Source organism: Micromonospora sp. NPDC048930 (assembly GCF_043197935.1).
In the GTDB taxonomy this organism is placed as follows: domain Bacteria; phylum Actinomycetota; class Actinomycetes; order Mycobacteriales; family Micromonosporaceae; genus Micromonospora.
This window is the reverse complement of the sequence record NZ_JBICUB010000001.1, coordinates 1083947-1096395: the sequence shown is the minus strand read 5'-3', so window position 1 is coordinate 1096395 and position 12449 is coordinate 1083947. Positions and strand designations below refer to the sequence as shown.

Here is a 12449-nt window from a genome sequence, read left to right as displayed (position 1 = left end):
TCGAGGCCCGATCGAAGCCGACAGCTGGTCATCGCGCACCCACGGGTCGGCTGACCGATCTGGTCGGCGTCTCATCCGCACTGTGGACCAGGTCGCCGGCGTAGGGGTGGCGCTCGTGTACCGGTAGTTGGTTGCAGTATTCGACGGCTCGTTTGATCTCGTCGATGTTGGAGAAGTCGATCATGGGGTCGATGCCCTGGGAGAACAGGTTCAGGCCCAGGGTGACCAGGTCGACGTTGCCGGTGCGTTCGCCGTTGCCGAACAGGCAGCCTTCGATCCGGTCGGCGCCGGCCAGTAGGCCCAGTTCGGCGGCGGCCACGCCGGTGCCGCGGTCGTTGTGTGGGTGCAGGCTCAGCACGAGGCTGTCGCGGCGGGGCAGGTGCCGGTGCATCCATTCGATGGAGTCGGCGTAGACGTTGGGCATGGCCATCTCGACGGTGGCGGGCAGGTTGACGATCAGCTTCCGGTCCGGGGTGGGGTCGACCACGTCGATGACCTTGGCGCACACGTCGAGGGCGTACTCCAGTTCGGTGCCGGTGTAGGACTCCGGCGAGTACTCGTAGTGGATGTCGGTGTCGGGGGTGTGGATTTCGGCGTACTTCTGGCAGAGCCGGGCGCCGGTGGTGGCGATGTCGGTGATGCCGTCGCGGTCCAGGCCGAACACCACCCGCCGCTGCAGCGTGGAGGTGGAGTTGTAGAAGTGCACGATCGCCCGGCGGGCGCCGCGCAGCGACTGGAAGGTCCGGTCGATCAGGTGCTCCCGGCACTGGGTGAGCACCTGGATGGTGACGTCTTCGGGGATCAGGTCCTGTTCGATCAGCTGCCGGACGAAGTCGTAGTCGGTCTGGCTGGCCGAGGGGAAACCGACCTCGATCTCCTTGTAGCCCATCTGCACGAGCAGTTGGAACATGCGGCGCTTGCGTTCCCGGGACATCGGGTCGATCAGGGCCTGGTTGCCGTCGCGCAGGTCCACCGCGCACCAGCGGGGGGCGGTCTCGACCCGGCGGGTCGGCCAGGCGCGGTCCGGCAGGTCGACCCGGAACTGCTGCTCGTAGGGCAGGTAACGGTGGAACGGCATCCGGCTGGGGCGCTGCCGGGCGATCGGATCGGTCTCAGCGTCGGTGACAGGTTGAGCCATCTCGGAGTGCTCCCTGGAACACGTGGCGTCAGCAGGCGGATGCGGGGCCGCGCGGGCGAGGTCCGTGGCCGGCCGGCACTCCCTGGTGACATTGCTCGGGTTAGGAACCGCCACCAGGCTGCGGCGTCGGTACCCGCGCTGCGCCTCCCGCGCGCGGTAGCGAGCGCGCCTACCGCCGGGGCAGGGGAGACGGGCCCCGGTACCGGGACGGCTCCGGCGAGCCGAACCAACAGTTTGCGCGGTGTACGCCGACGGAGGTGACGACGTCGGTACGGGTGAGGAGCTCGGCACCTTGGACGGGCAGGGCGGTGAGCGCAGGGGTCATGTCGGGCCTCCGGCAGTCCAGGGACCCCGGGGTGACAGGGGACGGGGCCCGCGCTTGCCCAGCACGCGGATCGGGCTGGGCCCGGTCATCACCCGGGGCACCCCACCGCGAACTTTGACGAGGGTTGCCGGCCAGCAAGCCGGGGCTTGTCGCTGGCACTCGTGACCTGAGCCGAAGCATAACCGTCGGACGCGGGCCACCAACTCCGAGGTGAGACTTCAGCTGCCCGCGCGGGCGAGGTACCGCATCACGGGCAGGGCGCCCCCGCGCAGACGTCGACGATCTTTCCGGTGAGCAGGAACGTCGCCTTCTGTTGCTGTGCCCCGGGCTGGGCGCGCGGGAACTCGTGCGGGTCGCTGCCGTACTCCGACCCGGCCGGAGCGAGGTTCGTCGTCGGCGGCGCGTAGGCCGCACCGCTGTTCCAGACCACCATTGCCGAGCCGGCGTACGGGTATGCCGAGATCGGCACGATGCCCCAGTACGGCTGCACGTCGCGCGACCAGCCCTCGGCGAGGGCGGGGGTGTGCAGGCGGGCGCCGATGGTGCGCGCCTCGACCTCGGCCGCGGCGGGGGAGACCTGGTGGTCGCCGAAGGCCACGTGCATCAGCACCTGATGCGCCGGGGTGCCCGGCAGCGGGTCCTCGGTCATGTGCTGGGCGTACCCGTTGGCCTCGGACCGGTCCCACAGCATCTGCAGCAGCGCGAAGATCAGCTGCTGGTCGACCTTGTTCGGGTAGTACCCGTCCATGATCGTCTGGAACGGGGCGAAGTCGACGCTGCGCTGCAGCAGCGTCGAGTAGTTCATCCCCGGCACGCCGAGCACGGAGCGGGTCCAGTCCTGAGCGACGGCGGTGAGCGCACCGCCGTTGATGCCGCCCTGGCTGTTGCCGTCGTAGTGCAACCCGCCCGGAACGTCGATCAGCGGCCGCCCGGTGGCGTCCTGGAACGCCGGGTCGGCGGCGAACCCGTCCGGGTGGATCATCGTCCGGCCGAGGAAGAGGAAGTTCAGGAAGCTCTGCTGCAGCCGGTCCGCGACCGCGGGGAAGGCGCTGAGGTCGGTGAAGGCGCCGGCCACGTACGGGACGTCGGCGTTGGCCATGCCGATCCAGCTGGTCGCGCAGAAGGTGAAGTTGTGGGTGGCCGACATGGTCCTGACGTTGCCGGCGTTGATCTCGGTCGGCCGGCCGAGCAGGCCGTGGCCGTACAGCGACAGGTGCGCCGGGTCGGCGGCGGAGGCGCTGCGCGGGATGTTGCAGACGAAGTCGGCCTGCAGCGTCGTGCCGGACGGCGTGGGCAGGGCATCGGGCGTGTGCGGCGTTCCGTCGCCGTCGGCCGGCCCGTAGTGCAGCCGTGACCCGGGCCCGCCGCTGCCGGTCAGATAGGACGGTACGCCGATGGTGCCGCTCACCTGCCGGGCGATTCGCGCGTCCTGCTCCGCCGCGTAGTTGACGACCTGGGTGACGGTGAACGTCGGTGCGGCCGCACCGAGGGTGGCGAACGCGTCGTCGCGGATCGCCAGCATCCGTCCGGTCAGGCCCGGTCGACTGGCGACGGTGAAGTCCCAGGCCAGGTAGAGGTCGTCGCGCTTGACGCCGGCCGTGGTCAGGTCGGCGAGGACTCGTTTGATCTGCGGGGCGCGGCCGTCGCGAGGGTCGGCCCCGGCACCGGTGACGTACGCCCGGAACGCGGCGGGCGCGGGGATCACAACCCCGTCCCGGTCCCGCATGCCGCGCAGGCCCACGACATACCGGGTGCTCTCGGCCAGCGCGACCGCCGGCCGGATGATGAGCAGCTGCCGGTCCGGCTGGCCGGCGGCGTGCGCGTCCAGCTCGGCCCAGTACGGCGTCCGCTCACCGGTGGCGGTGTCGAGCAGCACGATCGGCGCGTCCGGCGCCAGCGAGCGGCCGATGTCGGTGACCGGCGCGATGCCCGTGGCCGTGGTATCGAGGCCGGGCACATGGACCAGGATCGGCGTGCCCGGGCTGAAGCCGTCCTGTCGGTTCCACTCGGTCGGGTTGATCGGGACGCCCCGTACGTTCGCCGGCATGGAGGTGGCCGCGAGCTGCACCCGGCGGCCGGTGGGACTGGCCGGGTCGGGCACGGTGAAGTAGTCGTTCGGGAAGGGCAGCAGGCACGCCGTCGAGTCGATCGGGTCACAGTCACCGTGCGCGGCCAGCTGCGGTGGCACTCCGGGCGGCGGCGCCGCGGCGGCGGCCGTGCCGAGCAGCACAGCACCTGCGGTCACCAGCACGGACACGGCGAGACGGAGCCGCCTGAGGGTGGTCACACGCATCTCCTTCGACGGTGGACGGAGGCCCTGAGCCGACGGCGGGCGCGAGCCGGGGGTGGGGGCGTGCTGTTCTTCCTACGCTCGTGAACGATTCTCGGCAAGGGGCTGACCAGCCGGCCTCGCCGCCCGCCTCCAGGGTCGCGGCTCAGCGGGGGCCGCGACGTTACCGCCGGGTGCGTCCGGGAACGACCATCCTGGACGTGTCGACCAGGGAGAGTCCGATGATCCCGACGACCGGCAGGACGGTGAGCTGCCACAGCCCGGCACCGTCCCCGCCGAGCCCCGCCACCGGCCGGGCGAAGAGGACCAAGGACGAGTGGTTCCAGGCCCTGACCGCCCGTCCGCGTGCGTGCGCCCCGAGCAGCGCCGAGGCCACGTCGGCGGCCGTGACGGTCAGCCCGCTGCCGGCAACCCTTCGGGCGCCGGGCTTGGCGTCCAGGTCGAGGGTGGTGGCTCGGATGTCGGCGGGGTGAGCGCGCCGAGCAGTCCGGGGGCGGCGAGCCGCTGATAGATGCCGGCGAGGGCGGCGGGTCCGGGCCGGAAGTCCTGGTCGACCCACCAGGTGAGCAAGCCGAGGGCGGCGGAGGTGTAGAACGCGGCTGCGACCTCGACCGGTAGGTCGCTGCGGGCGGCCTCGATGTGCTGGCGCAGATGGTCGCGGAGCAGGTCGCTGACGAGCCGGTACAGGTGGCGCTGCGCGACGGTGCCGCCGCGTCGGCCGCACAGCGCCCGGTAGAGGTCCCGGTGACGGTACGCATGGGCGAAGATCACGCCGGTCGGGCTGGTCGGATGGGGTGGCACGCCGGGGCTGAGGGCGTCGAGTTCGCGCCGCAGGTCGGTGCGCAGGTCGTCGAAGCCGGCCAGCAGCAGGTCGTCCTTGTCGCGGAAGTGGGCGTAGAAGGTGGAGCGTCCCACGTCGGCGCGGTCGAGGATGTCCTGCACCCGGATCCGGTCGTAGCCCTTCTCGGGGATCAGGGCGACCAGCGCCTCACGCAGAAGACGCTGGCTACGCCGGACCCGACGGTCCTGTCCCGGCATCTCACACCCCACTTCCCGAACAGTCGCCGGCGGATGTCCGGTAGCGGATCGTGGCGCTGTTCTGATCGTTGAACCGGCTCTCCGCCCCGGACCATACTCGGACATCGTGTTCGACATCGTACGAGTGTCCGACCATCGTCCCGGCGGGTGCGCGTCGCATCCGCCCTGGCCGGACGTGGCGGCACCGGCGGTGGGACTCCTGCTCCTGGGATCAACGTGTCCTCGGGGTCTTCAGGCCGGGCCGGCGGCGGCCCGGTCAAGCGGCAACTTCGGAGGTGGCACATGCAGGCGATCGTCAACGTTGAGCAGGCCAAGGCGTGGAACGGGCCGGAAGGCAGGCACTGGGCCGACCACGCCGCCCACTGGGACGCGGTCAGCGGAGAGCTCAACGAACCGCTCCTGGCGGCGGCCGGGATCAACCCGGCCGACCGGGTGCTCGACCTCGGCTGCGGCAACGGCCAGACCACCCGGCTGGCCGCCCGGCGTGCCCGGGACGGGTACGCGGTCGGCGTCGACCTGTCCGGCCCGATGCTGGAGACAGCGCGGGCCCACGCCGACGGCGAAGGGTTGACCAACGTCCGGTTCGCGCAGGGCGACGTGCAGGTGCACCCGTTTCCGCCCGGCGAGTTCGATGTCGCGATCAGCCGCGGCGGGCTGACCTTCTTCACCGACCCTGTGGCGGCCTTCACCAACGTCGCGCAGGCCCTGCGGCCCGGCGGGCGCCTGGCGTTCACGTGCGCGCGAGCCCTCGACGAACAGCAGTGGTTCACCGTGTTCATGACGGCGCTCGCCGGCCGCGTCCCGCGAACCGACCCGGGGGCAGGCTACGAGCCGGGCATGTTCTCCCTGGCCGACCCCCGACGCATCGACGAACTGCTGACCAGGGCCGGCTTCCGCGACATCGCCGTGACCGCCGTCGACCCGGCCATGACTTACGGGCACGACGCCGCGGACGCCACCCGGCTCGTTCTCGGCACCGGACCGGCACGCGCACTGCTCGACAACGGTGACCGGGAGGCTGTCACCCGAGCGCGGCTCGCGCTCACCGCGGCGCTGAGCAGCTACCAGCACCCCGACGGCGTCCAGCTGGGGGGAGCATTCTGGCTCGTCACCGCCGTGACGGACGCAGACGATCAACGATCCGGGCACTGAGACCAACCCCACCGCCGAACCATGGTGACCGGCCCCGCTGAGCCAGGTCGGATGCGTGATCAGGTGCGAAGCTCCGCCGTGGTTCGTGGCGTTGCGTCCTTGGCGCGACGCCGGCGCAGGTAGGACAACCCGCCAGCCGCGACGATCAGCGGCCAGAACAGGTACCAGCCGGTCATGACAAGAAGCGCGACGACCGCGACGAGCGCGAGCGCCGCGCAGCGGCGGGCCGTGCTGCCGGCCGGCAGGAGCCGGAGGGCGGCGGCCGTACCCAGCGCGTACACCGCCGCGAACGATCCGGTGGTGAGCAGTACGAGGGGGCGGGGGCCGACGCCGGCGATCGCCGTGGCCGCGACGGCGAGGCCGGACAACGCCGACACGACGGCCAGGCTCCGTCGTGGTACCTCGCCGGTGTCGCTGCCGCGGGCCAGCCAGGCGGGCAGCGCTCCGTCGCGGCCGAGTGCCGCGCCGAGTCGGGCGGCACCGGCGAAGTAGGCGTTCATCGTGCCGAGGGTGAGCAGCAGCGCGGCGGCCGCCGCGAGGACGTGGACCGTGTCGCCCAGGCCGAGACCGAGGGCGAGCAGTTCGGCGAGGGGCGCCTTCGTCGTGCCGGCGGCGGGACCGAGGACGAGCACGCTGGCGGCGGCGACGGCGAGGTAGAGGGCGCCGACGACCACGACCGCGATGGCGGTGGCGCGGGGCAGGTCGCGCGTGGGGCGGCGGAAGTCGCCGGCCAGGTGGGTGATCGCCTCCCAGCCGGCGAAGCTCCAGACCAGCAGCGCCGCCGCCGAGCCGACCGCGAGCCAGCCGTGCGGGGCGAACGGCCGCAGGTTATCCCACCGTACGTGCGGCAGTGTGGTGAGCGCGGCGGCGAGCAGCAGCGTGACGAGCAGTACGGCGAGCACGAGTTGCAGCCGTCCGGAGACGGTCAGCCCGAACCCGTTGGCCACCGCGACGACGATGAGCAGCGCCGCAGCGGTGGCGGTCACGGTGCCTTGACCGCCGCCGAGCGCGCCCGCGACGTACTCGCCGGCGAACATCCCGGCCGCCGGCGCTCCCGCAGGCACCGCGAAGTAGAAACACCAGCCGACCACCGCCGCCGCCCGCGCCCCGAAGGCGTGCCGGACGTAGGTGGAGACGCCGCCGCCGTCCGGATACCGCGTGCCCAGCGCGGCGAAGGTGGCTGCCAGCGGCACCGACAGCAGGACCAGCGCCAGCCAGGCCAGCAGCGAGGCCGGGCCGGCGGCCTGCGCGGCCAGGGCGGGCAGGGCGATCACGCCGGTGCCGAGGACCGCGCCGATGTACAGGGCGGTGCCCTGCCAGACGGTCAGCCGCCCGACCGGCCGGGCCGAAGCATCGGGCGTGACCACGCTCCCGCTCCCGCACCCAGAGGGGTTGCTCAAGAGTGTTCGTCCTTTGCTGTGGGTCGGTTGCCGCCGTCCGGCGGCCCGATCGGGAAAGCTAACCGGGCTCCCCTGACAACCTGTGTCGGGGGAGTGCCACCGATTCGCGGGGCGCCGCCCATCCCGCACCCCTCGGAAGCAAAACTTGATTCATTCCAAAAGAGTGGGCTATGTTCGTGGCATGGCGTCCGGCTTCGAGACTCAGCTGCGGGCGGTCTCGTTGCGCGTGACTCGGCCCCGTTTGGCGGTGCTCGCAGCGCTGCGCGACCATCCGCACGTCGACACCGACACCGTGATCGCCCTGGTCCGGGCGGACCATCCCACGGTCTCCCACCAGGCGGTGTACGACGTGCTGCGGGCGCTCACCGACGCCGGTCTGGTGCGGCGGATCCAGCCTGCCCGGGCGACCGCCCGCTACGAGTTGCGGGTGGGGGACAACCACCATCACGTCGTGTGCCGCGCCTGCGGCGCGATCGCCGACGTCGACTGCGCTGTCGGCCGTGCTCCCTGCCTCACCGCCCCCGATGACCACGGCTTCGTGGTCGACGAGGCGGAGGTCGTCTACTGGGGCACCTGCCCCGACTGCGCGACCGAGCACACCTCCCATTGATCCGCCAGTTCGAAGGGAAGTAGATGAGCGACACCCAGGACAACGCCCCCTCCAGCGCGCAGGGCGTGGATCAGAAGTCGGCGGCCGGTTGCCCGGTCGCGCACGACTCCGTGACCGCGCACGGCAGCGAGAGCGAGAACCCGGCGATCGACTCGCCGACCCCGAAGACGGGCGGTCGTCCGCGCACCAACCGGGACTGGTGGCCCAACCAGCTCGACCTTTCGGTGCTGCATACCCATTCGTCCAAGGGCAACCCGCTGGGGGAGAGCTTCAGCTACGCCACGGAGTTCGCCAAGCTCGACGTCGAGGCCCTCAAGCAGGACATCATCAAGGTCCTCACCACCTCGCAGGACTGGTGGCCGGCCGACTTCGGTCACTACGGCGGTCTGATGATCCGGATGAGCTGGCACGCCGCCGGCACCTACCGTATCCACGACGGTCGCGGCGGCGCCGGCGACGGTGGTCAGCGGTTCGCCCCGCTCAACAGCTGGCCGGACAACGCCAACCTCGACAAGGCCCGCCGGCTGCTGTGGCCGGTCAAGCAGAAGTACGGCCAGAAGATCTCGTGGGCCGACCTGCTCGTGCTCGCCGGCAACGTCGCCCTGGAGTCGATGGGCTTCAAGACGTTCGGCTTCGGCTTCGGCCGGGAGGACGTGTGGGAGCCCGAGGAGATCTTCTGGGGTCCGGAGGACGCCTGGCTCGGGGACGAGCGCTACGTTTCCGAGAAGGAGATGGTGGCCGGCGTCGGGGCGACCGAGATGGGTCTCATCTACGTCAACCCGGAGGGCCCCCGCGGCAACGCGGACCCGGCCGCGGCGGCGCACTTCATCCGCGAGACCTTCGCCCGGATGGCGATGAACGACGAGGAGACCGTCGCCCTCATCGCCGGTGGCCACACCTTCGGCAAGACCCACGGCGCCGGCGTCGCCGACGACCACGTGGGCCCCGAGCCGGAGGCCGCCCCGCTGGAGGCGCAGGGCCTGGGCTGGCTGAGCAGCTACGGCAGCGGCAAGGGCGGGGACACGATCACCAGCGGTCTCGAGGTGACGTGGACCGACCGGCCGACCCAGTGGAGCAACCGTTTCTTCGAGATCCTCTTCGGCTACGAGTGGGAGCTCACCACGAGCCCCGGCGGCGCGAAGCAGTGGGTTGCCAAGGATGCCGAGGCGATCATCCCGGACGCCCACGACCCGTCGAAGAAGCACAAGCCGACGATGCTCACGACCGACCTGGCGCTGCGCGTCGACCCGGCGTACGAGAAGATCTCGCGCCGCTTCCTGGAGAACCCCGACGAGTTCGCGCTGGCGTTCGCCAAGGCCTGGTACAAGCTGCTGCACCGCGACATGGGTCCGGTCAGTCGCTTCCTCGGACCGTGGGTCCCGGAGCCCCAGCTGTGGCAGGACCCGGTGCCGGCCGTCGACCACGAGCTCGTGGGTGACGCCGACGTCGCCGCCCTCAAGGCGAAGGTCCTGGAGTCCGGCCTCACGACCGCCCAGCTGGTCTCCACCGCCTGGGCCTCCGCGGCGAGCTTCCGGTCCACCGACAAGCGCGGCGGCGCCAACGGCGCCCGGATCCGTCTCGAGCCGCAGCGCAGCTGGGAGGTCAACCAGCCCGAGCAGCTCGGGACGGTCCTGGAAACCCTCGAAGGCATCCAGCGGGAGTTCAACGAGGCCGGCGGCGCGAAGATCTCGCTCGCGGACCTGATCGTGCTGGCCGGCTCGGCCGCTGTCGAGAAGGCGGCGCGCGACGCCGGCGTCGAGGTGACCGTGCCGTTCCACCCGGGCCGCACCGACGCGACTCAGGAGCAGACCGACGTCGAGTCGTTCCGGGTGCTCGAGCCGCGCGCCGACGGGTTCCGCAACTACCTGCGTCCGGGCGAGAAGACCCAGCCGGAGGTGCTGCTCGTCGACCGTGCCTACATGCTCAACCTGACCGCGCCCGAGATGACCGTCCTCGTCGGCGGCCTGCGTTCGCTCGGGGCCAACGTCGGCGGCACGCGGCACGGCGTGCTCACCGACCGGCCCGGCGTGCTCACCAACGACTTCTTCACCAACCTGCTCTCCCCGGGCACCCGGTGGAAGGCGTCGGAGTCCGACGAGCACGTGTACGAGATCCGCGACCTGGCCACCGATGAGGTGAAGTGGATCGCCACCGCGGTCGACCTCATCTTCGGCTCCAACTCGCAGCTGCGGGCCCTCGCGGAGGTCTACGCCAGCCAGGACGCCCGCGAGAAGTTCGTGTCCGACTTCGTCGCGGCCTGGACCAAGGTGATGGAACTCGACCGGTTCGACCTCGCCTGATCCGGGTCGGGAGGAGGAGCCCGGTCGATCGGTACCGATCGACCGGGCTCCTCCGCGTTGCGGTCGGCAACGCCGAGGTCCTCGCGAAGACGGTCAGCCGGTCAGCTCGCCAGCCCGACCTGTCAGCAGGGCGGATGGCATTGTCGGCGGGCAGATCGCCCGGGCGGTGTGAGATCCATCGCCGGTGGGAAGGCCCGGGTGCGTCCGGGACGTTGTCCCGCACATGCCGGAGACGGATGTGGTGGTTGTCGGGGCTGGGCAGGCGGGGCTGTCCAGCGCGTACCACCTGCGCTCCTCGGGTCTTGACTTCGCCGTCCTGGACGCCAACCCGGCGCCGGGCGGGGCGTGGCAGCACCGGTGGCCGACGCTGCGCATGGCGACCGTGCACGGGATCTTCGACCTGCCCGGCATGCACTTCACGCCTCCGTCGCCGGACGAACCAGCCGGCGGCGCGGTATCGGCCTATTTCGCTGCCTTTGAGAGGGAATTCGGCATCGATGTGCAGCGGCCGGTCGCCGTCACGGCCGTCCGGGACGCCGGCGACGGGCGACTCGTCGTCGAATCCGACACCGGCACCTGGACCACCCGGGCACTGATCAACGCCACCGGAACGTGGACCAGGCCGTTCGTGCCGTACTACCCCGGCCAGGAAACGTTCCGTGGGCAGCAGCTGCACACCGCCCACTACCGGGGGCCGGCGGAATTCGCCGGCAAACGGGTGGTGGTCGTCGGTGGCGGAACGTCGGCCGTGCAGCTCCTGGTCGAGATCGCCGACGTGGCGGCGACGACGACCTGGGTCACCCGCCGGCCGCCGGTGTTCCGCGACGGGCCGTTCACGCCCGACTACGGACGCGAGGTGGTCGCCAAGGTGGAGGCACGGGTACGGGCCGGCCTGCCCCCGGGAAGCATCGCCAGCGCGAGCGAGCTGGCGTGGACACCGCAGCTGCGCGAAGCCCGGGAACGCGGGCTCCTCCGCCGCCGGCCGATGTTCGACCGGATCGTCCCCGACGGCGTCCAGTGGCGCGACGGCGCGGCACAGGACGTGGACGTCATCCTGTGGTGCACCGGTTTCCGGCCGGCGCTCGACCATCTTGCTCCGCTGCGAGTGCGGGGGCCCCGCGGCGGCATCGTCGTGGACGGCACCCGGGTGGTCGCCGACCCCCGGATCCACCTGGTCGGCTACGGGCCGTCCGCGAGCACCGTCGGCGCGAACCGCGCCGGGCGGGCGGCGGTCCGCGAGCTGCGGGGGCTTCTGGCGGCGCCCACCCCGGCCTGACCGAACCGGACCGGGGTTGCGTACTGCCCAGATGCGCCTGATCCGGTCGCCCACGACGTCGAGCAGGGCGCGTTCGTGGCCGTGGACGGCGGTGAGGTCCGGCGCGGGCGCGGCTAGCTGCGGTTGATCTTCGCAGACAACTGGGGACGGTCGAACCAGCCGGCGTCGAGACCCAGGCCGGTCAGCGATTCCACGGTGGCCATGGCGGTCTCCCAGTCGGGGAACGGGGCCCGCTCACGATCGCGGAGGTCGTGCAGCGCGTCGAGGTGATCGGTCAGGGCGTCCGGGTCGGCACCCCATCGCTCCTGCGGGTACAGCACGTCCAGCCCGGTGACCACCACACCGTCGACGGCGTAGTAGAGCCGGTTGAAGTTGTTGATCACCCAGAACACCTCATGAACGGTGGCGTCCTGGCTGAGTCGCCGCAGCACGTCCTCCTCATCGCTGTCGGCGGTGTACCCCACGACGATGACCGCGTCGTCGCGCTGTTCGAGGAAGACCACCTCGTCGTCGTATCCGACCTCCACCGGCCGGCACGTCGTCATGGTGTCCGGGTCACCGCGCAGCCGGCCCAGCACCTCGCCCACCGTCAAGCGCGCCCGGTGCGGGCGGACCACCGTCCAACACATCGACTCCTCGAAATCGGCCGAAACGTCCCTGAGCTGCTCGAACATCCGCACGTAGTGCTCAATTCGCTCGGGTGTCGGACCCCCCATGGGTTCCCCTCCACAGTCGACGGTCGCCCGACGGTACCAACGCCGACGACGAAATTCCGCACCTGGCCACCGCTTCTGCGGGCGCTCCCACCACGCGCAGGTCCGACGAGGTCGTCGGAGTCGATGAGCGCCGCGATATCCGCACGGTAGTGCGGCGATAGCGCCGCCCGGGATGCTGCCGGCATCTGATGCCTGCGGAAAGGG

At 71.4% G+C, this 12449-nt stretch carries 9 protein-coding genes, 1 pseudogene and 1 riboswitch; of the genes and pseudogenes, 4 read left to right on the top strand and 6 right to left on the bottom strand.

Annotated elements, in window-relative coordinates; all coding sequences use genetic code 11:
- Window positions 1-76 precede the first annotated feature (76 nt).
- The 4 genes and pseudogenes from ACGFI9_RS04670 to ACGFI9_RS04655 all read right to left on the bottom strand — a co-directional run.
- Window positions 77-1138 (bottom strand): annotated as a pseudogene (locus tag ACGFI9_RS04670) (2-isopropylmalate synthase); the annotation flags it as partial.
- A 370-nt stretch (window positions 1139-1508) separates the two neighbouring features.
- Window positions 1509-1630, bottom strand: a riboswitch (SAM riboswitch).
- Window positions 1631-1710: 80 nt separating this feature from the next.
- On the bottom strand, window positions 1711-3756 hold the full coding sequence (locus tag ACGFI9_RS04665; protein ID WP_393174886.1) for a hypothetical protein: 2046 nt from the start codon (window positions 3754-3756) through the stop codon (window positions 1711-1713).
- A gap of 160 nt (window positions 3757-3916) precedes the next feature.
- Window positions 3917-4129: a hypothetical protein gene (locus tag ACGFI9_RS04660; RefSeq protein WP_393174884.1), complete on the bottom strand. Its 213-nt coding sequence runs from the start codon at window positions 4127-4129 to the stop codon at window positions 3917-3919.
- A gap of 17 nt (window positions 4130-4146) precedes the next feature.
- The gene (locus tag ACGFI9_RS04655; RefSeq protein WP_393174882.1) at window positions 4147-4791 is read right to left on the bottom strand and encodes a TetR/AcrR family transcriptional regulator; all 645 of its coding nucleotides are present in this window, start codon (window positions 4789-4791) and stop codon (window positions 4147-4149) included.
- 282 nt (window positions 4792-5073) lie between these two features.
- Here ACGFI9_RS04655 and ACGFI9_RS04650 point away from each other — a divergent pair, with 282 nt between their 5' ends.
- On the top strand, window positions 5074-5943 hold the full coding sequence (locus ACGFI9_RS04650) for a class I SAM-dependent methyltransferase (RefSeq protein WP_393174880.1): 870 nt from the start codon (window positions 5074-5076) through the stop codon (window positions 5941-5943).
- A gap of 59 nt (window positions 5944-6002) precedes the next feature.
- On the opposite strand, the gene ACGFI9_RS04645 is transcribed toward ACGFI9_RS04650, so the two are convergent.
- The gene (locus ACGFI9_RS04645) at window positions 6003-7310 is read right to left on the bottom strand and encodes an APC family permease (protein ID WP_393174878.1); all 1308 of its coding nucleotides are present in this window, start codon (window positions 7308-7310) and stop codon (window positions 6003-6005) included.
- A 214-nt stretch (window positions 7311-7524) separates the two neighbouring features.
- Between ACGFI9_RS04645 and ACGFI9_RS04640 the strand changes: the two genes are divergently transcribed.
- The 3 genes from ACGFI9_RS04640 (at window position 7525) to ACGFI9_RS04630 (ending at window position 11529) form a co-directional block, all read left to right on the top strand.
- Window positions 7525-7953 carry a Fur family transcriptional regulator gene (locus ACGFI9_RS04640; RefSeq protein ID WP_393174876.1) on the top strand — a complete coding sequence of 143 codons (429 nt, stop codon included), beginning with the start codon at window positions 7525-7527 and terminating at the stop codon, window positions 7951-7953.
- Between the two features lie 23 nt (window positions 7954-7976).
- Entirely contained in the window at window positions 7977-10253 is a 2277-nt protein-coding gene (gene katG / locus ACGFI9_RS04635; RefSeq protein WP_393174874.1) for a catalase/peroxidase HPI, read from the top strand.
- 223 nt (window positions 10254-10476) lie between these two features.
- The gene (locus ACGFI9_RS04630) at window positions 10477-11529 is read left to right on the top strand and encodes an FAD-dependent oxidoreductase (RefSeq protein ID WP_393174871.1); all 1053 of its coding nucleotides are present in this window, start codon (window positions 10477-10479) and stop codon (window positions 11527-11529) included.
- Between the two features lie 113 nt (window positions 11530-11642).
- Here ACGFI9_RS04630 and ACGFI9_RS04625 read toward each other — a convergent pair whose 3' ends face one another.
- Window positions 11643-12245 carry a DUF6461 domain-containing protein gene (locus ACGFI9_RS04625; protein WP_393174868.1) on the bottom strand — a complete coding sequence of 201 codons (603 nt, stop codon included), beginning with the start codon at window positions 12243-12245 and terminating at the stop codon, window positions 11643-11645.
- Window positions 12246-12449: the final 204 nt, after the last annotated feature.

Coding starts and splice junctions, on each gene's coding strand:
- ACGFI9_RS04625 (WP_393174868.1), bottom strand. CDS start 12,245: ATGGGGGGTCCGACACCCGAGCGAATTGAGCACTACGTGCGGATGTTC.
- ACGFI9_RS04665 (WP_393174886.1), bottom strand. CDS start 3,756: ATGCGTGTGACCACCCTCAGGCGGCTCCGTCTCGCCGTGTCCGTGCTG.
- ACGFI9_RS04640 (WP_393174876.1), top strand. CDS start 7,525: ATGGCGTCCGGCTTCGAGACTCAGCTGCGGGCGGTCTCGTTGCGCGTG.
- katG (WP_393174874.1), top strand. CDS start 7,977: ATGAGCGACACCCAGGACAACGCCCCCTCCAGCGCGCAGGGCGTGGAT.
- ACGFI9_RS04655 (WP_393174882.1), bottom strand. CDS start 4,791: ATGCCGGGACAGGACCGTCGGGTCCGGCGTAGCCAGCGTCTTCTGCGT.
- ACGFI9_RS04630 (WP_393174871.1), top strand. CDS start 10,477: ATGCCGGAGACGGATGTGGTGGTTGTCGGGGCTGGGCAGGCGGGGCTG.
- ACGFI9_RS04650 (WP_393174880.1), top strand. CDS start 5,074: ATGCAGGCGATCGTCAACGTTGAGCAGGCCAAGGCGTGGAACGGGCCG.